The following is a 22,656-nucleotide window of genomic DNA, read 5'->3' as shown; positions in this document are numbered from 1 at the left end:
TCGCTTCCGTCACACCCATCGCACCGCGTGTGATCGGAGTTAGGATCGCCGCTTGTGTTCAACGTGCAGCGACCAGGAGTACTCGACCCGAATTCGCCTTGGGTGACACGCCGGGCGGATCGAGTCGTGCTGGCCGTCGTGCACAACGTCACCGCCGCCACGCGACTCTTCGACGTACTGCCCATCCTGGCAACCGATCCTCGCGTCCAGGTGCACTTCACCTGCCCTGAATCGTCGCCGTTCCACGGTCAGATCACCGAGCACCTCGCCGCACGCGAGGTAACCCCGATCACGTGGGAGCAGGCGATCGAAACTCCGTTCGACCTGGCCATCGCCGCGAGCCACGGCGGACCACTGCACGAGTTGAAAGCGCCGCTAGTCGTACTACCGCACGGAATGGGATACAATAAATACTTGCCCCGGAAACCGGAAACCGGAAACCGGAAACCGGAAACCGGAAACCGGAAACCGGAAACCGGAAACCGGAAACCGGAAACCGGAAACCGGAAACCGGGTATTCGGCATGTCGCCGGAATGGCTCATTCACGACGGCAGGGTCATCGCGACCTCGCTCGTGCTCTCCCATCCTGAGCAACTCGACCGGCTGCGGCTGTCCTGCCCGCAGGCCGCCGAAGTAGCGGTCGTCACGGGCGATCCCGCCTTCGACCGGATGCTGGCCAGTATCCCCCTACGTGACCTGTACCGCGACGCTCTCGGGATCCGAGGTGCTCAACGACTCGTGCTCATCTCGTCCACTTGGGGCCCCGCCTCCCTGTATGGCCGCCAGCCGGACCTGGTCCAGCGCCTGCGCGCCGAGCTCCCCCTGGACGACTACCAAGTCGCCGTGGCACTCCACCCGAACACATGGTCCGCCCACTCTCCCTGGCAGATCCGTCGTTGGCTGGAGACATGCACACGATCGGGTGTCATCTTGTTTCCGGCAGACGAAGGCTGGCGAGCTGGTCTGCTCGCAGCGGACCTCGTCATCGGCGACCACGGCTCCGTGACCTTCTACGGAGCGTCACTCGGCCGGCCCGTCCTCCTCGCAGAAACGCCGCACGACACCGTGGACCCTGCCTCCGCGATCGGAAAGTTCCTCGATGCGGCCCCGCGGCTTCATCGCACGGATCCGCTACGCCCTCAGATCGAGACCGCGCTGGCGAACAACCTGAGCAGTGGCTTGCAGGAGATCGCGGAACTCACCACCGCGACTCCCCTCAAATCTCATTCCCTGTTGCGCACCGAGTTCTACCGGCTGTTGAACCTTGTGGAACCGGACGCCCCTGCAGAAGCAACAGCTCTACCCGCACCTGCGGTGACCGAAGGAAACGCTGCCACACAATCAGTCCACGTCGCCCTTGAACTTGAGGACGGCGCCGTGCGAGCGACCGTCGTCCGACTGCCTGCTGAACTCCTCCTGCGCGGCAGGCCTTCCAACGCCAACACGCACCTCGCCGTGAGCACGAACGAGCCCTCCGAGACTGCGCTGCAACTGGCCGACGTCATCGTGAACGAAGAACCCGGCGGCGCCACGACGTGGATCACCCAGACACTCGCGGCTCTGCCCGGCGCCATGGTGGCGGCGAGGCTGTCCATAGACGGCTCATGGATCGCCGGAACCCGCGACGGGCACCGCGTTCAGCTCGACTGCTCAAGCGTGTCCGGCTTCGCCCTGGCCTCGACAGCCGTCGCGTGGATCGCTGCGGGCAAACCGCTCTGTTCGCTGCCCGAACACATCGACCTCTTCCTCGGCGGTGCACGCTACGAGATCACGACAACGATCGTCACCTGCCTGTGAGCGGGCATTGATCGGACTGCGACCTCCCGCCCGACGATGTCAGCTCCTGTCCCGCCGGTGGGCAACGCCGTACGGCGGCCCCGCGCAGAACAGGAAGTAGGTGCTGAGTCATTCGAGAACCTCGACCGGCGACAGCTCGGCCCAGCATTGCGAGAACAACGACCACGATGTCAACCGCCTAAACGTGAGGCCAGGAGCGTCGGAGCGCGTCCAGGCCGTCTACACAGCTGCGCACACCTTGGCTGCAACCTCGCTCCGAACAACCTCCACGAGCTCACGAGCTCGATCAGCTCCGATCTCCAGTTCTCGACGAAGGGCATCAGCCGATATAGGCCGGCGATGCTCAGACCAATGCCGAGCATCAGCTCGGCGCGCACGAGAGAGATCATCATCTGCCCGCGCAGCAACTGGCTCGCGTTGGCCATCACTCTGTCGCCGCTCAACAGAAGGCGTTACAGGTATCTCGATCCGAGCGAGCGCTTGCAAGACTTGCGGCCCGATCTCAGCCCAGCCGATCAACAGCATCGGCCCCACCGCATCGAACGCCGCCTTGCCGTAGTTACCCGACAGCACTGGCTCGACGACGTTCAGCGCCAGTGAGACCGCGCTGACGAACAAGGTGAACCTGCGCAGCGGCCGGAGATCCTCCACCGACGCGCCGTGCAGTGCTAGGTAACGCGTCGCCAGTAGTAGCCCGAGACATCCCTGGAAGTTAGGCGGCCCGCACGACCTGATGGGCCCAGGCGGTGGCTTCGTCGTAGGTGGTGCGGGTGGCGAGGCAGCCGTGGAGGATGCCGACGAGCCGGTTGGCGACGTGCCGCAGGGCGGCGTTGTACGGCACACCTCGAGCACGTTGCCGGTCGTAGTACGCCCGCGCACCTGGTGAACTTCGCAGGGCGCACATGGCCTGGCGCATCAGCGCGTCGATCAGCCGTGTGTTGCGGACGCGTCGGGCGTTGACCGTGCTCCTACGGCCTGACGCGATCGTGACCGGGCTGGTGCCGGCATAGTTCTTCCGGGCCTTTGCCTCGGCATAGCGGGTGCGGTCATCACCGAACTCACCCAGCACCCTGCCGCTCACGATCTCACCCATACCGGGTTGCGACATGTAGGTCTGCGCATCCGGGTGCTGATCAAGCCGTTTCACCAACTCGGACTCGATGGCGTTGATCTGCTCGACAAGCGCAGCGATCACTCCCACGATCGAGCGGACGGTGGTGGCGTAGGCACGCTGCAGGACTGCGGGCAGGCGAAGCTGCTCTGAGCTCAGTCCCGCGTGAACCCGCTCGGCGCGCTCGTCAACGAGTCGCTTTCGGCCCGCCCGTTTCAGCACGGTCAGAACCTCCGATCGAGAGAGCTTTGCCGCAGCGTCCGGATCCGGTGCTCGCTTGAGCAGGTCCAACGCCTCCCGCGCGGCGAGCTCTTCGCCGAACGCGGCCAGCGCTGCGGGAAAGAAGTCGCGTAGCTGCGCGCGCAGGCGAGCGACCTGTCGTTGACGGTCCCAGATCAAGGTCTGGTGCGTGCGGGCGAGCAGCTTGATCGCCTCAGACAACTCGCTGTCGCCCGCCACTTGACGCAGCTGGTGTGAGTCCGTGCGCACCATGTCCGCCAACGCGTGCGCGTCCGCAGCATCGCTCTTGGCTCCGGACATCGCGAACCGTTCCCGGAACCGTGATGGCGCTCTCTGAAATTCCTCACTCCTGCTCTCTGAAATTCCCCAGCTGGGTGTCTTGTCGGCGCGTCGTTTGCGCTGGTCAACGGCCCTCGGGTGACGGTTTCGGTGTTGATCGCCGTGGATCGTCGCTGGAGGGTGGATGCTCTCGCTGGAGGAAAACGTGGAAGCGCAGGCACTGCGCGATCAAGGCTGGTCGATCTCGGCCATCGCACGACATCTCGGACGTGACCGCAAAACGATCCGTAGCTACCTCTCCGGCGACACCGAACCCGGCCGGCGCAAACCCGCAGGCCCGGACCCGTTCGAGCCGTACGTCGCCTACTGCCGGACCCGCCTGGCCGACGATCCGCATGTCTGGGCCTCGACCCTGCTCGACGAGCTCACCGACCTGGGCTATCCCGGCGGCTACTCGACGTTCACCCGCGCGCTGCGCCGCCACCAACTGCGCCCACACTGCGAACCCTGCCAAGTGTCCCGCGGCCGCGACGTCGCGGCCATCGCCCACCCGCCGGGCGAGGAAACCCAGTTCGACTGGGTAGAGCTGCCGAACCCACCAGCGGCTTGGGGCGCCGGACGGCACGCGCACCTGCTCGTCGGCGCGCTGGCGTATTCGGGCCGGTGGCGTGGTGTCCTCGCCGACGCCGAAGACTTCCCGCATCTCATCGAAGCCCTCGACATCGTCGTGCGCAAACTCGGCGGCACCGCCCACGACTGGCGCTTCGACCGCATGGCGACCGTCTGCTACCCATCCACGGGCCGATTGACTGCGGCGTTTGCCCAGGCCGCCAAGCATTACGGGGTCCGTTCGGTCGTGTGCCCGCCACGTCGGGGAAACCGCAAAGGTGTTGTGGAGAAGGCGAATCACTCGGCTGCGCAGCGATGGTGGCGCACCGTCGCCGACGATGCCTCCGTCGCCGAGGCGCAAGCGGGCTTGGACCGCCTCGCGATCAAGCTTGACGACCGCCGCCGGGTCCGCGACGGCGAACCCACCACTGTCGCCGCATTGGCCGCCGACGAGGCGCTGCGACCGCCGCCGCTGGTGGCGTTTCCGGCCGAGTTCGACGTGACCCGAACCGTGACTCCACAAGCGCTCGTTTCCTTTCGTGGCAACCATTACTCCGTCCCGCCGGGGCTGGGCGGCGCCGCTGCTCATGTCCGTCACCGGCTCGGCGCGGACACCCTGCGCATCGTCACCGCCGGCGGCTCGACCGTTGCGGTGCACCACCGCGCCCTCGATGGCGCCGGGCGGGTGATCCGCGACGACGGACACGTTGCCGCGTTGGAAAAAGCCGTGTTGGGCGCGTTCACCAGTGAGCGGCCCTGCACCCACAAGACCCGTCGGCCGCCCTCGGCGGCGGCGTTGGCCGAAGCTGCACGACTGCGCGGCCTACCCGCGACGGGGCCCGCGGCCCACGTCGTGATTGACCTGTCCGCCTACGCGGCCACCGCCGCTCGGCTTGACAGGGCACCCACCGATGAATCCAGGGAAGGTTGAACCTGTTGTCTGTCAACGAATCCGCACCGCAGATGAGCGAAGCTCGACGCTACCAACAACTTCGCGCGCACTTCTCCTACCTCAAACTCGACAACGCCGCCGAAGCGCTACCGCGAGTCCTCGATGAGGTCCGGCACGAGAACCTGTCCATGACCGCCGCGCTCGAGCGGCTGCTGGAGATCGAGGTCAACGCCACCGAAGCCCGCCGCCTCGCCGGACGGTTGCGGTTCGCATGCCTGCCGGATCCATGGACGTTGTCGGATTTCGACTTCGCCGCACAACCTGGGGTCGACGAGAAGCTGATCCGCGACCTCGCCACGCTGCGTTTCCTCGACGACGCCTCAAATGTTCTGTTCGTCGGCCCGCCAGGGGTCGGGAAAACGATGCTGACCACCGCGCTGGCGCGCGGCGCGGCCGAAGCCGGGCACCGGGTCTACTTCACCACCGCCGCAGACCTCGCCGCCCGCTGCCACAAGGCCGCGGTCGAGGGACGGTGGGCGACCTGCATGCGGTTCTTCGCCGGCCCGAAGCTCCTGGTGATTGACGAACTTGGCTACTTGCCGCTGCCCGGCGACGGGGCGTCGGCACTGTTCCAGGTGATCAATCAACGCTACCTGAAGTCATCCACGATTCTGACGACCAACGTCGGGATTGCTGACTGGGCAACAGCTTTCGGTGATGCGACGGTCGCCGCGGCTATGCTGGACCGGCTCCTGCATCGGGCGACGGTGGTCGGTATCAACGGCCCGTCCTACCGCTTGCGATCACATCAGTCCACTTCGGACAAACTGCGGAAGGCGGTGAACGCGTGTCTCCTAACACCACTACCAAGACTTGCCCGATCTGCTGGGAAGCGTTCATCGCGACCGGACGTCAAGCCAAGACCGGCGTCTACTGCTCACGGGAATGCAAACGCACCGCCGCGGCCCGCCGCGAGGTCGAACGCATCAGCAGCCTGGTCAGGGCCTTCGGGCCGCCGTCTTCGGCGGCTGCCTCTGCACCACCGCCCGCGCCGCTGCCGCAGCTCGCGGCGCAACGAGACTGCCCGCATTGCGGCGGCCCGGTCAGCATCGTCGCACTGCTCACCACGCCCGAAATGGCACGTCCGCAGATCCCGATCACTGCCCCCGATGGAGTGACCGCATTTCGCCGCTGACAACGGTTATGCTGCACTTCTCAGCTGGGGAATTTCAGCGAGTACCCCTGAGGACTTTCGCAGAGCCCCATCAACCGGGCGGCCTGGCGCGGGTTGACAGCGAACACTCGATAGCCCGCAGCCACCAGCGCTGTCACCCACGGCCCGCGATCAGTCTCGATCGCGACCAGTACCTTGTCCGGCCCGCCGTCAGCGTGGTCAGCGATCAACGCGTGCAGCTGCTGGATGCCCGCGACGCCTTCAGGCAATCGCGTACCGCACAGCTTCTTGCCGTGCCCGTCCATGATCTCGATGTCGTGATGACCTTCAGCCCAGTCATCACCAACGAACAACACGGCACACACCTCCACACCTCAGCGACAGCGATCAGCGGGAGAACGCCGGCAGGTATTGGTGATGTGCTCACACCAGCGCCAGGTGGGCACGACATCCCTTAGCGGTCGCTCATCCCCAACCACCAGCGAGCGCACGCGTCTCGGGAAGGACTCACAAACCCGCTCTAACCCAGTGCTCACCCACCGGTGGCTGCTGCCCGCAATCGTGGCGCATCTCGCCAGCGACCAGGCATCGGCCTCGCATAGCTCAACACCGCACCTGTAGCTACCAAGGCTCCACTCCGGCCAGGATCGCGATCACCACCACCGTCTGACCGGGATCACCGGGGATCACAGCTGCTGCCCCCTCAGACACTGAGACATGCCGCCCGCGGACGACTACTGCACCTCCGGCGCCGGCGGCAACGCCTGCTCAGTGATCCGCCACACCAAGCACGCCGATCAAGACGGCGCCCCGCTGCCCGCCGCGCTGTCCACAGTCGGCATCCGCATCACCACAGGCATCGTCATGATCGCGATGATCGCGCTCGGCCTCGTGTTCAACCTGCCACAGCTGACGCAACGCGTGATCCCGGACTACACCAGCTAAGCGCAACCCTCGCCCACCGGAGCTGAGTCCGCGTTGCCGCCCGCTGGACTGACGGCTCACAGGTGTCGCCAGCCCGCGTTCAAATCCGACGTTGACCGCCCGCGCCGACGCTCCGAACATACGCTGAGGCCACCGCGGTCGGCCTCATCCTGGCGAATCCAGTACGCAACGCCTCGTGATGCATACCGAGTTGGCGGGCCAGGTGCGCGAACACAGGCTTCGGATCCGACTCCCGGCACAGCCGCCCGCCCGTCTCTGGCGTGGTCAGCGGAGGCTGCGTGTCGTGACGGTGGCGAAGCGGAACTCGATATCAGTGGGAACCGTGTCCAGCTCGAGTGCCTGGCGTAGTCGGGGCAAGCCCTCGTCCTCTAGCTGGTGGCGGACGGCGGCGGGATCTGTGTTCTGCCCGATCACGATGATCAGTGCGAGTTCCGGGGCGTCGCGCGGTCCGGTGAGCGTGGCGCGGGCGTCGTGTACTCCGGGATAGCCGCGTAGCTCTTCGGCAAGCGGCGCGACGGCCGTGCTTGCGGAGAGTTCTGTGTGGCCGAGGTCGGTGTCTTCACGCCAGGTCGGTGAACGGGGGCCGCGAACGACTTGTGCGAGCAGCCAATGCAGCGCCAGCAGGCCGACCAGGACCGCCGCGCCGGCTGTGGCGTACAGCGCCCCGGTCGGCGGCGGATCGACACCGGGGACGACGGGTGCGCTGGGGTCGACGAGGTGCAGAACGCGGAAGTGGGTGGCGAGCGTGAACCCGCCCACTGCGAGCAGTGCGACACCGATCGTGGCCAGCGTTGTGCGGTTGAGCCGCGCAGGGCGACGGGGGGCGGTCACGACGCTTTCCTTGATGAGTGGACGCGCACCGACACGGCGGGCCGGGCGACGGGAGCAATCTGGTCAAGGCGGCGTGCGACCGCGGCGCGGACCGCGTCGGCCAGTCCTTCTGGGCGGGTGCGGCCGGTGTTCACGTGGACCTTCACCCGTCGTCCGTTAAGGGCGACGGTTGCGCCGCTGACCCCGTCCACTGTGGAGGCTGCGGCGCGCAGCGTGGAGCGCAGGCCGCGGCTGGACGCACCGGAGTTCGGCGTGCCCTGCATCGGCAGCACTGTCGGCACGCCTGGCACCACGGCCGCGAACGCCAGCAGCAGGCCCAGCACGGCGACAACACCACCAGCAGCGGCCACGGCTGTGTCGGTCCATCGGAGTCCGTGCACGTAGCCGGCGACCGCGTCGTAGTTCACCCATGCTGGTTCTTGTAGGAGCATCTGGATCGCCACGACCGCGATGAGCACCGCTGCCGCGAGCAGGATCAGCGCGGTGACCGTGGCCGGGATGGTTCGGCTGGGACGTCGTTTCACTCGACCCTCCTGCGTCGGGTGCCGGTGGCGTTGTGCAGTGCGGTCACGACGATGTCGACGCGAGTGACCGACAGCCCGGTCAGCTCGCCCACCCGGCGGACCACGTGCTCACGCACGCGTTGCACCGTGCGGGCGACCGGCGCGGGATAGGTCAGCGACAGCCGCACGGTCAACGTCGCGGTGTCGCCCGCGACGTGCGCGGAGACCTTCGCGGCGGGGGCGGGAGTCTTCCCGCCCAGGCTGACTCCCAGCACCTGGCCGTCGGCACCACCGACACCGTCGACCTCGCGAACCGCGTGGCCGGCGACACGCGCCACGACCTCCTCCGAGATCCACAGCGCACCGCGTTCGGAGGCATCGGCGACTTCTCGGGGTCCACTGTCGCGCTGCGGCATCGCCGTGAGCAGAGCGGGGATCGTTGCGGTCACGATCGTCAGCCCCGATCGCGGCCGACGAGCTGGGACAGGTCGAGCTTGCCGTCCAGGTAACGACCCACCAGCAGACCCACCGCTCCGAAGACGACGGTCGCGGCGAACGCCCCGAACCCGCCCACTGCGGCCGCCAGCCCCAGCAACACACCTATCAGCAAGCCCATCTGCGTCCTGCTCATGACGTCACCTCCGCGAGATCACCTGCTACGGGCGGCTCCCGCAGCGCACCACCCGTGTGCTCGTCGTGTGGCAGCCCCGGTTCGACCAGGTCGCCGATCACCACGTGCACCGGCACACCCGCCGCGCCGACAGCGCCACGGACAGCCTCCGCGACCTGACCGGCGGCGAACGGGTAGCCGACTACCACGCCGACCGTCACTTCGTCCTCGCGCACCCGAACCCCGACGGTCCGGTGCGGCGGCGTGAACGTCGCCACCTCACCGAACCGCCCACCGTGCAGGCCTACCACCTCGGGTAGAGCCCGCACGGCGGCGGCGATCCGTGCGGCGTCGGGATCCGGGCTCACTTGACCCGGCCGTTGTCGGTGGGCTCGTCCTCGTCGTCGGACGGGATGTGCAGGTCCTGCACGTCGATGTTGACCTCCACGACCTCCAGGCCGGTCATCCGTTCGACCGCGCCGATTACGTTGCGGCGGATGGCCTGCGCCACGTCGGTGATCGCGACCCCGTACTCGACGACGATCTGGAGATCCACCGCCGCCTGCTTCTCGCCGACCTCGACCGAGACGCCCTGGCCCGCCGACGCGGTCGCGCCGGGGATCCGCTCCCGGATCGCCGAGAACGCGCGCGCCGCGCCGCCGCCGAGCCCGTGCACACCTGGCACCTCCCGCGCCGAGAGACCGGCGATCTTCTGCACCACACCATCGGCGATCGACGTCGTGCCGTGGCTGGTGACCAGATCCGCCTTGCCGCTTCCCGACCTCTGGGCCGGTGCGCTGTACCCGCTGGACTTCGAGGCGGTCACAGTTGACTCGGACATTGCCGTCCCTCCAAAAGACGATTCGGGCAATCTCGGTGCGCGACGCGCACCCCTTATTCAGGCCACCACCAGAATCGTGATCCCGCTCGACGCCGACGCCGACCCCAGCCGATCGAGTGAACCCGACGAAACGGCGCGGCGTTTCCAAAAGGAATTCACGTACTGCGCGCGAAGTCACGAGGATAGGCTTCTAGGTGGGTGGGTTGAAGACTGCGTGATTACCATCGCGAGGAGCCGCCCGTAGTAACCACGCGGTGAGCGATCACCACCCGAACTCGCCTCAATAGTGGCGATTAGACCTGCCTGGCAATTGCCCTGCGTCACCTCGGCGGGGTCGGCAGGGATTCTGGTCACGGGCCAGAGTGAACCTGCGGTAAATCCCGTGCCCTCGACCCGAGTCCGATGTTCCATGGAATCAGCAGCCCATCGGACGACCAGACCCAGGAGGAAACCACGATGTCGCTCAGCGACAAAATCAGCAACAAGGCCGAGGACCTCGGCGGCAAGGTAAAGGAAACCGCAGGTGAAGTGACAGGCGACGACGAACTGCGCGGGGAGGGCATCGCCGACCAGGCCAAGGCCGCGGTCAAGGACGTCGTCGAGGACGTCAAGGACGCACTGGGCACCGCCGCCGAAAAGGTCAAAGCAGCCCTCCACAAGGACTGACCCGATGGGCGGGTGGACCACTGACGGGACACCCGCCCATCGTCGTCAGGCCACATCCTGGGCAACCAAGATCGGAGCAGCGGCCTGGCGGCCATTTACCGGATCGGCACACCACCTCGATCTCAGGCCTCGCTCCAGCGCTCTGAGAACAACCGCGCAGTCATGGGGCCCGCCTTGTCCAGCCACAGGCGAGGCTGCTCCGCCAGTAGCGCCCGCTACTCGGGGAACCGGTGCAGCCGAGCTCCGCGCTGCCGATTAGGTGGCATGAGGGTTCGAGGCCCGCGAACATCGGCAACACGACCTGCGCGCAGGCTCACTCCTCGCCCCGCCCCTCGCAACGCGGAACAAGCCGAGAAGGGCTCATCAGAACTTCGCCGGAGGAGTGCGCCAGGAACAGTTCGGGTACTGATGGAAAGTCGTGCATGCGCGTGCACGCACGGTAGGACCGCTTCCAGTGGTCCCGGCCGGAGTCGGCGCGGGATGTTGAGCAAACCAGCTACCCGCCGCCGGCCCGGTTGCGACTCCCCGAGGTCGCCTCGGCAAGCCCCGCCATAGTGCGACCGGCAGCCGTATCATTCGCTGGCGCGCGTCACCAAGCGGTCGGCGCCGCAGACTCCCCGTTGACCGCGAAGGAGTGCTGCGGAGATGACAAACGAGACGCGCGCATTCCAGCCGTCATCCGCCCAGTCGCAGAACCACGATCACCGCGATGCCCTGGAGCGCCTCGACGAGACCACCGACGCGCTGGCCGCGCTGCGCGACGCCATCACCGGCGAGGAGCCACTGGACGACGCGCTGCAGCAGTTGGCCGAGACAGCGCCAAAGCGACACCCGACGCGGACGCTGTGACCGTCTCCATCAGGACGCTGGAGAAGCCGCGCACCGCGGCCGCCACGGACGCCCGTCTCGTCGAGGTCGACGAAAAGCAGTACAGCGCCAACCGCGGCCCATGCCTGGAGTCCGCACGCACCCGCAAGGCCGTGCGTGCGGTCGTCGGCCGGCAAAACCACGAATGGCCTGAGTTCGACGCCGCCGCAGCCGAACACGGAGTACGCGCCTACCTGTCCGTTCCCGTGATGCTGCCGGCGACGGACGGAACCGAGGAGCAGCACATCGGCTCGCTCAACATCTACAGCTACACGGCGTCCGCCTTCGACCCGTTCGACGAAGGCCTCATGCGGCTGTTTACCACCCGCGGCATCAGCCACGATCAGCGGCGCACAACGATGGCAAGGCCTGCGCGAGCGGGTCGAACAACTGGAACAGGCACTGGTGTCACGCGGTGTCATCGACCAGGCGAAAGGCGTGCTGATGGCGGTGCACAGCTGCTCGGCCGACGAAGCCTTCGCCATGCTCGTGGAACGATCCCGGCACGAGAACACCAAGCTCCGCATCGTGGCCGGGAAACTGCTCGAATCCGTCACCAACACCTGAAGAACGCACCAAACGATGCGCTGATCGGCACCGCAACGCCGGCGCCGAGATCCCTCAGCCTGGCGGCCTGCTCGAGGAAACACGAAGTGGCATTCGTCAACGTGCCGTGATGGCTAGTGATACTCGAGACCCCACCGGAGGCTGTGCAGCAAATGCGATGTCCCCGCGCGGTAGCTGTGCTCGATGTCGACGTTCACCTTCAGCGCCGACGGGGTCTTGCTGTCTGCGGGCGACCTGCTCGACACCTCGGCTGATCAGCTACCGTCTTGCCATGTAGAAAGTTGATCGACGCCGAGAGAGCGAGTCGCGAGCGTGGTGGACGGTCCGATGATCGACGTGCCGGTCGGCGTGGGGTCGGAGCACTGGGTGACGGTCGCCCCTGAGCGCACGGTGCTCGTGATCGGCCACAACATCACGACGATGACCCGTCTGCTGGACGTGCTGCCGGCATTCGACTCGGACTTCCGCGTGCAGGTCGTAGCGAGCTGGAGCGGAACGGACCCATTTCACCGGGGACTGAAGGAAGCGTTCGACGAACTCGGGATCGTCGTCATGCCATGGGACCAAGCGATCCGGACGCGGTTCGACCTCGCGATCACGGCGAGCCATCACGGCGGACTCACCGACACGAACGCACCCTTGGTCATTCTTTCGCACGGAATCGGATATACTAAAAATTCACCCGGAAACCGGAAACCGGAAACCGGAAACCGGAAACCGGAAACCGGAAACCGGAAACCGGAAACCGGAAACCGGAAACCGGAAACCTTCGGCCTTTCGCCGCAATGGGTGCTCTACAACGGCAAGCCGATCGCCGAGGCCCTCGTGCTGTCGCACCCGGAGCAGCTCGCCCGCCTCGAAGCCATCGCCGCGGAGGCCGCGGACACCGCGGTCATCGCTGGGGACCCGTGCTACGACCGCATGCTGGCCAGTCTCGATCGGCGCAACCGCTATCGACGCGCGTTCGGAGCCATCGGCGACCGGAAGCTGATCGTCCTGTCGTCGACCTGGTCTCCTGATTCGCTTCTCGGAACGTGGCCTGACCTGACACGGCAACTGCTCGCGGAACTCCCGGTCGACGAGTACCAGCTGGCCGCGATCGTGCACCCGAACATCTGGCAGGGACATGGTTCGTGGCAGGTGCGCACCTGGTTGGCGGACAGCGTGCGAGCCGGGCTCACGCTCATCCCACCGCTCGAGGGCTGGCGGGCGGCGTTGATCGCGGCTGACTGCGTGATCGGCGACAACGGCGCCACCACCTGCTACGGCGCCGCGCTCGGCCGGCCCACGCTGCTGGCGGCGTTCCCATCGGACAACGTCGCCGCGGGCTCGCCGGTCGACGCGCTCGGCAGGATCGCACCCAGGCTGGACAACCGACGCCCCTTGCGCGAGCAGATCGACGAGGCGATCAGCCGGCACAGCGTGGAGAAGTTCCAGGCGGTCACCGACTTGGTGACGTCCGAACCGCTGGAATCTGTACGTCTGCTGCGCAGCGTGTTCTACCGCGTTCTAGGGCTGCCGGAACCGGCCGGAGAGCCGATCCTGCCACCGATTCCGCTCGACGGACTGCCCGCTACGCCGCCGAGGCCGACCACTGCCAGGGTGAGAGTCGAGTTCGGTTCGGGGGGTGCGCGGGTCGTCCGATATCCGGCCGAGGTGCAGGCGCATGCCCTGTTTCCCGCGGTCACCGACGACCACCACCTGGTCAGCCACATCGATCATCCAGGCCGGGCGCTGAGGTCGAACGCAGACGTGCTCTTCTGCTACGAGGCCGAGCTCGACGAGCCTGCCGAGCAGTGGCTCTCGGGCACGAGGGCCACCTGCGAGATCATCGCGGTCGTCAGCAGCGACCGCACGTTGCTCAGGACCGACGACGGGCAGCACGCCGAGTTCGTTGGTCTCGCGCCTGACGTCTACGCCTCCGTCGCGTACGAGTGGATGTCCAGCGGCAGGAGCCTAAGCGACCTCGCGACGGGCATCACCGTCCATGTTGGACAGCGCAGCGACCATGTGACCGTCAGGGTCTGGTGAGGCGATCCGCGTCGGCGCGGTGTGCGGCTGCGGAGTCGTGCTCGCCGAGTTCGTCTTCCACGTCCGCGAGCTGCCGGAGTGCCTCCGCCTGCAGTGCTACGGCGCCACCACGAGCGAAGGCGGCGGCCGCTTGCTTCCATGCGAGCACGGCAGGTCCGGCCTGGCCTTGAGCGCGGTGGGCGGTTGCGATGCGCGTCAGGATTCGCGCTTCGTTGACGTGTTCACCGTTGTCCCGGAAATAGCCGGAAAGTCCGGCGAGATCGGCGATCGAGGTTCCGGAAGCACGGTTGAGCAATCGCTCCACGTGCATCTTGTGCAGCGTCAGCGCGCGCTCGCGCTGCACGGGATCAGCGATGTGTTCGGCCACCTCGGCGGACTGGCGCAGGTGCGGGATCGCCTGGGCGAGAACGCCCTGCCCGCCGTACACGAGTCCGATCCACTCCAGCGCGCTCTGCTCGCCCAGCACGTGCCCGAGCCGGCGGGCCAGATCCAGCGAGGTCTCGAACTGCTCCAGGGCCTTCTCGAACGCCCCGGCGAGCTCGTAGCCGGTGCCGAGCAGGTTGCGCACCCGCATCTCGGCCCGCTGATCGCCGAGCCGCTGCGCGGCGGCCAGCGCTGCAGAGGCCACCGCCATCACATCGTCGGAGCGGCGGGTGTTGTACTGCCACGATTGCACCGCCTCGCAGAACGCCGGCAGCAGCTCGTCCGCGCATAGTTCGTCGAGCACGGCGAAAGCGCGCATCACGTTGGAGTACTCGCGTTCCAGCTCTACCGAAGCTTCATCCGGAGATGCCTTCTCGATCTCGTCGAACAACGCGCTGACTGTCCACCGTGGAGCGATCGCCTTGCACAGCGCGATTTGGTGCCGCAGGTACCACATCGCCGAGCGCAGACGGATCGCGCGGCGGATTTCGGGAGAGTCCTCGTCGAGTGCGAGGCGGTGCGCGTGTTCGCGGACCACCTCGTGAAAGCCGAACCTGCCACCGCCGCGGGCTTCCAGCAGGGTCGCCTCGACGAGTTCGTCGATCAGCTGCAACGCCTTGCCCTGTGTCGCGTCGAGAAGTGCGGCCGCGGCGGGCAGCCCGAAGTCCGGACCGGGGTGCAGAGTGAGACTCCGGTACGCCACGGCGGCGTCCGGGCTCAGTCTGGCGTAGGACATGTCGAAGATCGCCTCGACCGCCAGGTCATCGTCGTCCACCAGGAGGTCGAGCGAACGGCCCGCGAGGATCTGCTCAACGACCACGTCGATCAGGGTGCCGCGGCCGTCCAGCCGGGCCGCCGCGACGCTGAGCGACAGCGGCACACCCGCGCACAGGTCGAGCAACTGAGCGATCGCGCGTTCCTCCGCTTCGGATCCGGTCAGGTCGAGGAACCGGGTGAGCAGGTGGCGCGCGTCGCCGGTGTCCAGCGCGCCGAGGTCGACCTGGTGGAAGCCGTGCCGGGTGCGCAGGTTGGCCAGACGGTTGCGGCTGGTCACGAGGACCAGGCTGTGCGGAGACGACGGCAGGAGCTTGCGGACCTGGGTAACCGAGTCGGCGTCGTCGAGCATGACCAGCACGTGCGTGTTCGCGGTCAGCGAGCGGAAGACGGTTGCCCGCTCTTCCTCATGAGCTGGAATCTCGGAGTGGCCGAGACCGAGCTGAGTGAGGAAGTGACGCAGAACGTCCGAGGGATCGGCCGGGTGCCCGGTCGAGCCGCGCAGATCGTAGTAGAGCTGGGCGCCCTGAAACCGGGAGCTGAGGTCGTGGGCAGTGCGGATCGCGAACCACGTCTTGCCGATGCCGGCCAGCCCGGTGATCAGGCAGCGCACCGGTCCACCGGCGTCGATCACCAGCCGGCGGAGGTCCAGCAGCTGCGGCGTGCGGTCGTGGAACCCGACGGTGTCCGGCGGCAGGAGGCGTGCGACCCGGCCCTCACTCATGCGCGAGAGCCTACCGATGATCGAACTCGAACAGTGACCGAATCACGACACCCAGTCGCCGACAACTAGGGTGACCAGCATGAACTCCACGGGGCCTTGGTGGGGCACGCCGGTGATCACGTTCGCCGGTGTGCTGCTGACTCTGTTCGCCACGATGTGGATCAGCTTCCTTTCGCGCCGCCGGGAGAGCGCCTTCCGCTGGGCCGAGGTGAAGCGCCAGCTCTACAACAACTTCATCCAGGAATGCCGCGAGCTGCAACGCGCTCCTGTCTGGCCGGCCGCTCCCGTTGCCGGCAACCCGCTCGACGCGATCCGTCAGCTCACCGTCGAGTTCGAGATCATCGCACCTCGCCGCGTCACCGAACGCGCCGCCAAGACCCTCTCCGCGGCGGAACGCCTCGTCGAGCACATCGCCAAGATCCGCGCCGAGAGCAAGGCCGGTCACGGCAACGCGATCGCCGAACGATTCCGCGCCGACCACTCCAAATCCGCACAGGACTTCACCGACGCCGTGCAGGACCTACTCCACGCTGTCCGCGCAGACCTCGACGTCAAAGCGAAGTTCTCGCCCCTGGAGCCTCCGCCGTGAGTCCTTGCAGGAAGTCGGCCACCACACCGGCAAAGCCCGTGTCGGCGAGACCTCGGAACCGCCCGAGAGCGACCTGAACCGCCAGGTCGCCGCTGACCCGCTCGACCTGCTGCCGGACTTCCGTCAGCGCGAGCTCGACGCCGACTCCGAGGCGGCGGAGCCGGCGGCTGGTCGCGCGCTGCTCCCGCGACCTCGGCGCGAGCAACATCGGTACCCCGGCGGCCAACGACTCCAGCACCGAGTTCATCCCGCCGTGCGTGACGAACGCCTGCGCGTGAGCAAGAACCGCCAGCTGCGGCACCTTCCGGCGTACGATCACGTTCTCTGGCAACGCTCCCAGCTCGCCAAGGGCTACCGGCCCGCTCGCGGCCACCACCAGCCAGTCCGACCCTGCGAACGCATCCGCGATCCAGCGGAAGAACTCCGGCTTCCTGGCGAACACCGTGCCCGGCGACACCAACAACGTCCTCGACTCGCGAATGCGCTTCCAGGGCAACTCGCACTCGACCGTGTCGCACGCGCGGATCAACGGACCCACGAGCTGACCTTGACCGGGCTGCAGCTCAGGCATCGCGTTCACGACGTTCACACGGCGCCGCGTGAACGTCGTGCTGAACGACGCTTGCGGTAGCACAAGACTCTTGGCAACCCGACCCGCCCACGAGGCCATGGTGTCCACGACGACGAGATCCGCCGGTCTGGCACCAAGCTCCTTCCGCAGCACGTCAGCTGAAGCTTTCCTGGCCGACCACCTGCGTGTCCGGGCGCGGAACCACCTCGGACCATCCAACGGAAAAGCCCGGTCCGGCACGTACACCTCGAACTCCACCGGCAACTCTACGACGCCGGTACCCGAACGCCGCACCACCTCGACGAATTCGCTCGGCACGGCGACGCGCACGTCAGCTCCCCGTGCCGCGAGCTCGGCCACGACCGGCAGCATCGGATTGACGTGACCGTGCGCCGGGAACGGCACGAACAGGTACCGGCTCATAGATCATGACTATCAGACAGTTCCGCAGACCTCACCAGCGGTCGCGTGGCGCGTGCGACGTGTCAGTCGGCCGGCGACACGTTCAGGTGCCGGAGTTGCTGACCCTTCGCCATGCCTCCTCTGCTGCGACGAGCAGGCCTGGGATGCGACTTCGCTATGATCCGAAGTCGTGCCACTATCGAGTGAGATGTGCGTGACCCGCTGCACTGAAACCTCGGTGACGGCGTCAGACGGGCTAGGATTTGAAGAATCAGCCCGGAAGCCCGGAAGCCCGGAAGCCCGGAAGCCCGGAAGCCCGGAAGCCCGGAAGCCCGGAAGCCGTCCGGTGGGGGACGTTGCGCCCACAAAGCCGTGTGCTCGTCGTGGCACGCACTCTCACCTCAGCGATCCGCTTGCTGGAAGCACTTCCGGTGTTCGCAGGCGATCACCGCGTGCAGGTTCTGTTCACTGTGGACACGCGTTCGCGGTTCTCTTACGGCGCTGTTGAGCTGATCCGCGGACTACCGGCACACGCCATCCCGTGGGAGGAGGCCCAGGGGATCGACTGCGATCTGGTGCTGGCGGCCAGCGAGAAAATCGACTTCGAGCCTGCCAGCCGTGTTCCGATTCTCGTTCTGCCCCACGGGGTGGGCTTCCACAAGCACGTTCCTGACGTGGACTCCTCGGAGACCAGGGTGTCCGGTGTGGTCGCCCCGGAAGTGCTGCGGCAGGACAACACCCGGATCCTGATCACCCATCCCGACCAGGAGCGACATCTCACCTCCCTCCTTCCCGAAGCGGTCGGCCGGACTGTCCTCGGCGGCGACACCAGCTTCGACCTGCTCACCGGCAGTGCCTGGCTGCGTGACCACTATCGGGACCGGCTCGGGCTCGCCGGCAGGCAGCGGCTGGTGCTGCTCACGTCCACCTGGGGTGGGCAGTCTCTGCTCGGCGCCCGCCCGGATCTGGCGGAACGGCTACTGCGCGAGCTACCGGCAGACGAGTACCGGGTGGCTGCGGTGGCCCATCCCAACGTGTGGACCTGGCACGGAGCGTGGGAGGTGCGCCGGATCCTGGACACCGCGCTGAAGTCCGGCCTGTTGCTCGTGGACCCCACGCAAGGCTGGCACGCGGCGATGATCGCATCGGATGTCGTACTCGGTGATCACGGCTCGCTCAGCCTGTACGCCGCGGCTTCCGGCCGTCCGCTGATACTGGCCGCGTTCGGCGACGAGGTGGTCGACGGAACGCCGATGGCGGAGCTGGGACGCACCGCGCGCAGGTTGGATCCCGATGTCGACCTGCGCGGACAAGTGGACGCCGCTATCGCGGAGCATGAGACGGAGAAGGCCGAACTCGTGGCGGACGCCCTTTTCGCGTTGCCCGGCCGGGCACTGGAAGTGTTGCGCGCTTGGTGTTACGACGCTCTGGGTCTGTCCGAACCGGACTATCGACAGCCGTCGTTGAGATGTCCTGATCCGCGCGAAACCTTGCCGCGAGTGCATGCCTTCGAGATCACCGGGATAGTCCACGATGGAGCAACGGTCGAGCTGAACCGCTTCCCCGTTCAGGCAAGCAGCCACCGGCCACACTCTGCGGCACTCCGCCACGTCGGCATCGACGTGCGCGAGCGCAATCTGCGCCGGTTCGCCGATGCCGCAACCATCGTGCGCGGCGAGGTGCACGCCGACGACCGGATCGACGACTGGCTGACGTCCACTCTCGAGCGGTTCCCAGGCTGCCGCATGGCCGGGCACGCCACCACAGGCGGGTGCGACATCATGATCCGCGACGGTCGGCGCCTGAGTCTGCACGCGCCGGAGACACTGCGCGACGCGGGGCTGCTCACGTCCGCGCTCTACACCTTCGTGGCCGCCGGGACTGTCATTCCCGATGAGTTCGAGCTGCGGGCGGGCACCCGAAGCGGCACGGTCACGGTGTCCCGGTGATCCGCTGCAACGCCGCCCTCAGCCAGCTGACGTCGGCGCCCTGCGCGAGGCGGATCTCCACCACCCGCTCAAGATGCGGCACGGCCGCCGCGGTGTCACCGAGCACATCCACCAACGCCAGGCGCGCTTCGGCCTCGTACTGCGTGATCCCCGCCGCGGTGAACCAGCTGACCGCGCGTTCCAGGTCGGACTGAGCCTCACGGAGCTGCCCGGCCTCATGACGCAGGGAACCGAGGCCGATCAAGGCACGACCGGCCATGCGCGAGTCGCCCACCGCCTCCAAGGCCACGTGAGCCTGCTGCATCGTGGCAAGGGCCTGGACGTGCTCGCCCGCCGCGTGCAGGGCTCGCGCGAGAAAGAGCATCGCCAGCGCGACGCCTCTGTCCGAACCCGCGATCCGGCTGCCTTCCATCGCGCGCTGGTAGGCGCCGACAGCCGCGGCGGGATCCGTCTGGTCGAGATGGCGGCCGGTGAACTCCCACACCGAGGCCGACAGCAGGGCGTCACCCGCCCGGTCGGCCTGTTCCTGGGCGAGGCGCAGTTCCTGCCCGGCGCGGTCGTGATCGTCGAGATCGGTGTACGCCCGGGACACCACGCTGCGCAGCCGGGCCTCAGCGGCGGGATTGTTCGCTCGCCGTGCGGCGAAAGCCCCAGCCTCCGCCGACTCCGTCCAATCATCGACGTAGCGACGGTTGAGGTACAGCGCCGTCAACGCCTCGGCGAGCTGCCACACCGGATCATCGCGCCCCTCACGCTCCGCCCAGCGGAGCAGGGCCAGCAGGTTGGCGCGTTCCGCGACCATCCAGTCGATCGCCTGCCGCTTGCCCGCATCGCCTTCCGGATACGGGTTGCTCGTGCCGTCAGTGAGCGCCAGGTGATCGGCGACGCGCAACCGATTCCCCATCACGGCTTGGTCGGCGTGGCACAACCGCGGCAGGTAGTGCCGAAGCGCCTGATCCAGTACCTCGGTCTGACGGCTCGGCGGCTCCTCTCGCAAAGCGCACTCCCGCGCGTGCAACCGCACGAGGTCGTGAAAGGAGAACCAGTCTGCAACTCGTTCGTCCAGGAGGTTGGCCTCGACCAGCGTGTCGAGCAGTTCTCGTGCTCGCTCGGCGCTCGTGCCCACCAGCTCGGGAACGAGATCGAAAGCGATGTGCGGGAACGGCAACAGACCCAGCACTCGGTACAGGGCGGCCGCATCCGGGTCGAGGGCACGATAGGAGTTGTCGAACACGACGGACACGACCTGTTCTCCTCCCACGGACAACCCAGCCAGCCGCCGCTCCTCGTTCACCAACTCCGCGGCCAGTGCCGCCACCGTCAGATGCCGGCGGGCCAGCAGCCGCGCCGCCGCGACGCGCAGGGCGACAGGCAGCCCGGCGCACGCCGACGCCAGGACAGCGGACGCCTGCGGATCCGCCTCGATCCGCCCGTCCCCGCACAGCCCCGACAGCAGCTGCACACCCTCACCTGCCGTCAGCGGCGCGAGTTCCACCACCGTCGCGCCATCGAGAGTCAGCTCGACGAGCTTGCTGTTGCTGGTGACGACAACGACGCTGCCGCCCGCTCCAGGCACGAAGGGTGCGACGTGGCTCGGTTCAGTGACGTCGTCGAGCACCACCACACGACGGCAGTCGGCCATCTTCGTGCGGAAGAGGCTGGAGCGGCCGGCCAGAGTCGACGGGATCTGCGCCTCGTCCACCCCCAACGCGCGCAGGCAGTCGGCAAGTCCGTCTCCCACAGCGGTGCCGTCCTGTGTGCGCAGCATAGCGAGATCTACGTACAAGCGTCCGTCGGGAAAGGCCTCGCGCTGCCGCGCCACCCACTTCCGGACGGTCTCGCTTTTTCCGACCCCCGCCATGCCGCTGACGAGGAGAATCTGCGGCGAACTGCCGTCTCCCGTCGCCACCGAGTCCATCAGCGTCATCTCGTGGACCCGGTTGACGAAGCGCGGAGTCGTCCGCGGCACCTGGTCCGGCACCACGAGCCTCGGCGCCGGAGGATGCTGGTTGATGACGATGTCGCCGGTGACAGACCCGGCCTGCACAGCCGAACCGGTGACACCTGAGAGCACGTTCTGGACGTCGAGCGCATCGTTGGACCGACGCGAGTCCTGCTGCCCCATCCGACCCCACTCTCGCCAACCGTGATCAAGAGGCCACGCTACGCCATCCAGCAAGTCGAACGGGGCCATATCGTCCCCGAAGCGGAGTTGGCCGTGGTCGAGAAGGCGGCCCGATCTTGACCTCGGGCTCGATGCCGGTCAAGGCCTGCTCCCGAACACCACTGACTTCCCTCGGCGGACCAGCTGCCGGCGGGATGCTGGAGCCAGTGCTCAAGCCCGTTCCCACTACTTCCGCCGTGCGGTGGGGCCGCACGGATTCCTATCCCAGGTTCCAGTCAACCGGTTCGACCATGCGCGAAATGGGTTCGCAGGCGGCGTGGAACCGCAGCCCTCGAGGGCCGTCCGCTCCGGCGGCAGGCATGTCGATCAGCCATTCCAGGACGTCGTCGCCGAGCTGATCCGGTTCGGCGAGGTCGACGACGAAGCGCTCTGGACCGAGTTGGCCGTAGGGCGCCGGAAGTGCGATGCCGCCTGCGACGGCGTCCTCGACGATGGCGCGGCAGATCGCTGTCCAACGTCCCTGTCCCCACCATTGCGAGGTGTTGCCGGTCGAGCCGCCGATCGTCAGCAACCGCAACGTGGCCGTCGGCCCGAGCAGGTCTTCGTCGAGGCGTCGCCAGGTCGTGAGCTTCTCGCTCACGGAGTCGCGAACTTCCTGCCATCCCTGGCGAAGCAATGGGCACCGCTGTTTCTTCCGACCCGAAGCCCTAGCTCATTTGTACAGCGAGGGTGATCGGCCAATGACCAATCACTCTCGTCTGGTCCACGACGCACCCGGCGGCGGGCTCGACGTCGCCGTCCAAATCCAGCGGCAATGATCAACGAGCAGGCTCGACGGTGCTGAACGACCTCGACCTCAGCCTCTGGCATCTCAGAGAAGCCTCTCCGGACTTGCGTCTGGGGGCGGCATTTCGTGCTCAGCCAATCCGCAGGGCGCACGCTGTCGAATCACGGGTGTCCACACCGCAGGGCAGCACAGCTCGGCGCTGAAGCCCATCGGAGAGGCCGATCAGCTTGCACCAGACCACCATCGTGTTGATCGCGGTACTCGCGGCAGTCTCACTGATGCCGTCACCCGCACCTGTTTTCTGGGTGGTCCGTGCTCTGACGTTGAGCCTCGCCCCTCCCCTGGCCC

At 67.2% G+C, this 22,656-nt stretch carries 23 protein-coding genes and 2 pseudogenes; 13 read left to right on the top strand and 12 right to left on the bottom strand.

Features of this window, described 5'->3' with window-relative positions; genetic code table 11:
* Nucleotides 1-126: 126 nt before the first annotated feature.
* From ACIRG5_RS28330 to ACIRG5_RS28320, 3 genes are all read left to right on the top strand, one after another.
* Complete coding sequence (locus ACIRG5_RS28330; protein ID WP_402909866.1) at nt 127-591, top strand: hypothetical protein; 465 nt, start codon at nt 127-129, stop codon at nt 589-591.
* Nucleotides 524-1,798, top strand: coding sequence for a hypothetical protein (locus tag ACIRG5_RS28325; protein ID WP_402909863.1), 1,275 nt, complete (start codon nt 524-526; stop codon nt 1,796-1,798). The genes ACIRG5_RS28330 and ACIRG5_RS28325 overlap by 68 nt, the downstream gene beginning before the upstream one ends.
* A 351-nt stretch (nt 1,799-2,149) precedes the next feature.
* Entirely contained in the window at nt 2,150-2,398 is a 249-nt protein-coding gene (locus tag ACIRG5_RS28320; protein WP_402909860.1) for a hypothetical protein, read from the top strand.
* 112 nt (nt 2,399-2,510) lie between these two features.
* Here the strand turns inward: ACIRG5_RS28320 and ACIRG5_RS28315 are convergent, their stop codons facing one another.
* The gene (locus ACIRG5_RS28315) at nt 2,511-3,512 is read right to left on the bottom strand and encodes a transposase (RefSeq protein ID WP_402909974.1); all 1,002 of its coding nucleotides are present in this window, start codon (nt 3,510-3,512) and stop codon (nt 2,511-2,513) included.
* A 100-nt stretch (nt 3,513-3,612) separates the two neighbouring features.
* On the opposite strand from ACIRG5_RS28315, the gene istA reads away from it, so the two are divergent.
* The gene (gene istA, locus ACIRG5_RS28310; protein WP_402909857.1) at nt 3,613-4,968 is read left to right on the top strand and encodes an IS21 family transposase; all 1,356 of its coding nucleotides are present in this window, start codon (nt 3,613-3,615) and stop codon (nt 4,966-4,968) included.
* Nucleotides 4,969-4,973: 5 nt separating this feature from the next.
* Nucleotides 4,974-6,107, top strand: a complete 1,134-nt coding sequence (gene istB / locus ACIRG5_RS28305) for an IS21-like element helper ATPase IstB (protein ID WP_402909854.1) — start codon at nt 4,974-4,976, stop codon at nt 6,105-6,107.
* A 91-nt stretch (nt 6,108-6,198) separates the two neighbouring features.
* Here istB and ACIRG5_RS28300 read toward each other — a convergent pair.
* Nucleotides 6,199-6,459, bottom strand: a pseudogene (locus tag ACIRG5_RS28300) (transposase); the annotation flags it as partial.
* A gap of 361 nt (nt 6,460-6,820) precedes the next feature.
* Here ACIRG5_RS28300 and ACIRG5_RS28295 point away from each other — a divergent pair.
* Entirely contained in the window at nt 6,821-7,048 is a 228-nt protein-coding gene (locus ACIRG5_RS28295; protein WP_402909852.1) for a hypothetical protein, read from the top strand.
* Nucleotides 7,049-7,312: 264 nt separating this feature from the next.
* Here the strand turns inward: ACIRG5_RS28295 and ACIRG5_RS28290 are convergent, their stop codons facing one another.
* The 6 genes from ACIRG5_RS28290 to ACIRG5_RS28265 are packed head-to-tail and all read right to left on the bottom strand — an operon-like array spanning nt 7,313 to nt 9,833.
* On the bottom strand, nt 7,313-7,879 hold the full coding sequence (locus tag ACIRG5_RS28290; RefSeq protein WP_402909849.1) for an alkaline shock response membrane anchor protein AmaP: 567 nt from the start codon (nt 7,877-7,879) through the stop codon (nt 7,313-7,315).
* A complete protein-coding gene (locus tag ACIRG5_RS28285; protein ID WP_402909847.1) occupies nt 7,876-8,403 on the bottom strand; it encodes a DUF6286 domain-containing protein in 528 nt (175 codons plus the stop codon). Before ACIRG5_RS28285 ends, ACIRG5_RS28290 begins: the two co-directional genes overlap by 4 nt.
* Nucleotides 8,400-8,831 carry an Asp23/Gls24 family envelope stress response protein gene (locus ACIRG5_RS28280; protein WP_402909844.1) on the bottom strand — a complete coding sequence of 144 codons (432 nt, stop codon included), beginning with the start codon at nt 8,829-8,831 and terminating at the stop codon, nt 8,400-8,402. Before ACIRG5_RS28280 ends, ACIRG5_RS28285 begins: the two co-directional genes overlap by 4 nt.
* A 5-nt stretch (nt 8,832-8,836) precedes the next feature.
* On the bottom strand, nt 8,837-9,013 hold the full coding sequence (locus ACIRG5_RS28275) for a hypothetical protein (protein ID WP_402909841.1): 177 nt from the start codon (nt 9,011-9,013) through the stop codon (nt 8,837-8,839).
* The gene (locus ACIRG5_RS28270; protein ID WP_402909838.1) at nt 9,010-9,360 is read right to left on the bottom strand and encodes a hypothetical protein; all 351 of its coding nucleotides are present in this window, start codon (nt 9,358-9,360) and stop codon (nt 9,010-9,012) included. The genes ACIRG5_RS28275 and ACIRG5_RS28270 overlap by 4 nt, the downstream gene beginning before the upstream one ends.
* Nucleotides 9,357-9,833 carry an Asp23/Gls24 family envelope stress response protein gene (locus ACIRG5_RS28265; RefSeq protein ID WP_319984957.1) on the bottom strand — a complete coding sequence of 159 codons (477 nt, stop codon included), beginning with the start codon at nt 9,831-9,833 and terminating at the stop codon, nt 9,357-9,359. Before ACIRG5_RS28265 ends, ACIRG5_RS28270 begins: the two co-directional genes overlap by 4 nt.
* Before the next feature lie 456 nt (nt 9,834-10,289).
* On the opposite strand from ACIRG5_RS28265, the gene ACIRG5_RS28260 reads away from it, so the two are divergent.
* The 5 genes and pseudogenes from ACIRG5_RS28260 to ACIRG5_RS28240 all read left to right on the top strand — a co-directional run bounded on the left by ACIRG5_RS28260 (nt 10,290) and on the right by ACIRG5_RS28240 (nt 13,964).
* Nucleotides 10,290-10,499 (top strand): CsbD family protein, encoded by a 210-nt coding sequence (locus ACIRG5_RS28260; RefSeq protein WP_402909834.1) that lies wholly within the window; start codon nt 10,290-10,292, stop codon nt 10,497-10,499.
* A gap of 645 nt (nt 10,500-11,144) precedes the next feature.
* A complete protein-coding gene (locus ACIRG5_RS28255; RefSeq protein WP_402909832.1) occupies nt 11,145-11,348 on the top strand; it encodes a hypothetical protein in 204 nt (67 codons plus the stop codon).
* A pseudogene (locus ACIRG5_RS28250) lies at nt 11,345-11,629 on the top strand (hypothetical protein); the annotation flags it as partial. The gene ACIRG5_RS28255 and the pseudogene ACIRG5_RS28250, both read left to right, overlap by 4 nt.
* Nucleotides 11,630-11,810: 181 nt before the next feature.
* Nucleotides 11,811-11,933, top strand: a complete 123-nt coding sequence (locus tag ACIRG5_RS28245; protein ID WP_402909971.1) for an ANTAR domain-containing protein — start codon at nt 11,811-11,813, stop codon at nt 11,931-11,933.
* Between the two features lie 327 nt (nt 11,934-12,260).
* On the top strand, nt 12,261-13,964 hold the full coding sequence (locus ACIRG5_RS28240) for a hypothetical protein (protein WP_402909829.1): 1,704 nt from the start codon (nt 12,261-12,263) through the stop codon (nt 13,962-13,964).
* Here the strand turns inward: ACIRG5_RS28240 and ACIRG5_RS28235 are convergent.
* Nucleotides 13,951-15,885 carry an NB-ARC domain-containing protein gene (locus ACIRG5_RS28235; RefSeq protein ID WP_402909826.1) on the bottom strand — a complete coding sequence of 645 codons (1,935 nt, stop codon included), beginning with the start codon at nt 15,883-15,885 and terminating at the stop codon, nt 13,951-13,953. The two genes, ACIRG5_RS28240 and ACIRG5_RS28235, sit on opposite strands and share 14 nt — an antisense overlap.
* Nucleotides 15,886-15,964: 79 nt before the next feature.
* On the opposite strand from ACIRG5_RS28235, the gene ACIRG5_RS28230 reads away from it, so the two are divergent.
* A complete protein-coding gene (locus ACIRG5_RS28230) occupies nt 15,965-16,474 on the top strand; it encodes a hypothetical protein (protein ID WP_402909824.1) in 510 nt (169 codons plus the stop codon).
* Here the strand turns inward: ACIRG5_RS28230 and ACIRG5_RS28225 are convergent.
* Nucleotides 16,437-17,468 (bottom strand): glycosyltransferase, encoded by a 1,032-nt coding sequence (locus ACIRG5_RS28225; protein WP_402909821.1) that lies wholly within the window; start codon nt 17,466-17,468, stop codon nt 16,437-16,439. The genes ACIRG5_RS28230 and ACIRG5_RS28225 overlap by 38 nt on opposite strands.
* A gap of 554 nt (nt 17,469-18,022) precedes the next feature.
* On the opposite strand from ACIRG5_RS28225, the gene ACIRG5_RS28220 reads away from it, so the two are divergent.
* Complete coding sequence (locus ACIRG5_RS28220; RefSeq protein ID WP_402909818.1) at nt 18,023-19,396, top strand: hypothetical protein; 1,374 nt, start codon at nt 18,023-18,025, stop codon at nt 19,394-19,396.
* Here ACIRG5_RS28220 and ACIRG5_RS28215 read toward each other — a convergent pair.
* Complete coding sequence (locus tag ACIRG5_RS28215) at nt 19,380-21,521, bottom strand: tetratricopeptide repeat protein (RefSeq protein ID WP_402909816.1); 2,142 nt, start codon at nt 21,519-21,521, stop codon at nt 19,380-19,382. The genes ACIRG5_RS28220 and ACIRG5_RS28215 overlap by 17 nt on opposite strands.
* Nucleotides 21,522-21,780: 259 nt before the next feature.
* Nucleotides 21,781-22,161 (bottom strand): hypothetical protein, encoded by a 381-nt coding sequence (locus ACIRG5_RS28210; RefSeq protein WP_402909814.1) that lies wholly within the window; start codon nt 22,159-22,161, stop codon nt 21,781-21,783.
* Nucleotides 22,162-22,656: the final 495 nt, after the last annotated feature.

The organism is Lentzea sp. NPDC102401 (assembly GCF_044765805.1).
In the GTDB taxonomy this organism is placed as follows: Bacteria; Actinomycetota; Actinomycetes; order Mycobacteriales; family Pseudonocardiaceae; genus Lentzea; species Lentzea sokolovensis.
The sequence above is the reverse complement of the archived record's forward strand: the minus strand, read 5'-3'. Positions and strand labels throughout refer to the sequence as shown.

Coding starts and splice junctions, on each gene's coding strand:
- ACIRG5_RS28325 (WP_402909863.1), top strand. CDS start 524: ATGTCGCCGGAATGGCTCATTCACGACGGCAGGGTCATCGCGACCTCG.
- ACIRG5_RS28320 (WP_402909860.1), top strand. CDS start 2,150: ATGCCGAGCATCAGCTCGGCGCGCACGAGAGAGATCATCATCTGCCCG.
- istA (WP_402909857.1), top strand. CDS start 3,613: ATGCTCTCGCTGGAGGAAAACGTGGAAGCGCAGGCACTGCGCGATCAA.
- ACIRG5_RS28295 (WP_402909852.1), top strand. CDS start 6,821: ATGCCGCCCGCGGACGACTACTGCACCTCCGGCGCCGGCGGCAACGCC.
- ACIRG5_RS28275 (WP_402909841.1), bottom strand. CDS start 9,013: ATGAGCAGGACGCAGATGGGCTTGCTGATAGGTGTGTTGCTGGGGCTG.
- ACIRG5_RS28265 (WP_319984957.1), bottom strand. CDS start 9,833: ATGTCCGAGTCAACTGTGACCGCCTCGAAGTCCAGCGGGTACAGCGCA.
- ACIRG5_RS28260 (WP_402909834.1), top strand. CDS start 10,290: ATGTCGCTCAGCGACAAAATCAGCAACAAGGCCGAGGACCTCGGCGGC.
- ACIRG5_RS28255 (WP_402909832.1), top strand. CDS start 11,145: ATGACAAACGAGACGCGCGCATTCCAGCCGTCATCCGCCCAGTCGCAG.
- ACIRG5_RS28245 (WP_402909971.1), top strand. CDS start 11,811: ATGGCGGTGCACAGCTGCTCGGCCGACGAAGCCTTCGCCATGCTCGTG.
- ACIRG5_RS28240 (WP_402909829.1), top strand. CDS start 12,261: ATGATCGACGTGCCGGTCGGCGTGGGGTCGGAGCACTGGGTGACGGTC.
- ACIRG5_RS28235 (WP_402909826.1), bottom strand. CDS start 15,885: ATGAGTGAGGGCCGGGTCGCACGCCTCCTGCCGCCGGACACCGTCGGG.
- ACIRG5_RS28230 (WP_402909824.1), top strand. CDS start 15,965: ATGAACTCCACGGGGCCTTGGTGGGGCACGCCGGTGATCACGTTCGCC.
- ACIRG5_RS28225 (WP_402909821.1), bottom strand. CDS start 17,468: ATGAGCCGGTACCTGTTCGTGCCGTTCCCGGCGCACGGTCACGTCAAT.
- ACIRG5_RS28215 (WP_402909816.1), bottom strand. CDS start 21,521: ATGGGGCAGCAGGACTCGCGTCGGTCCAACGATGCGCTCGACGTCCAG.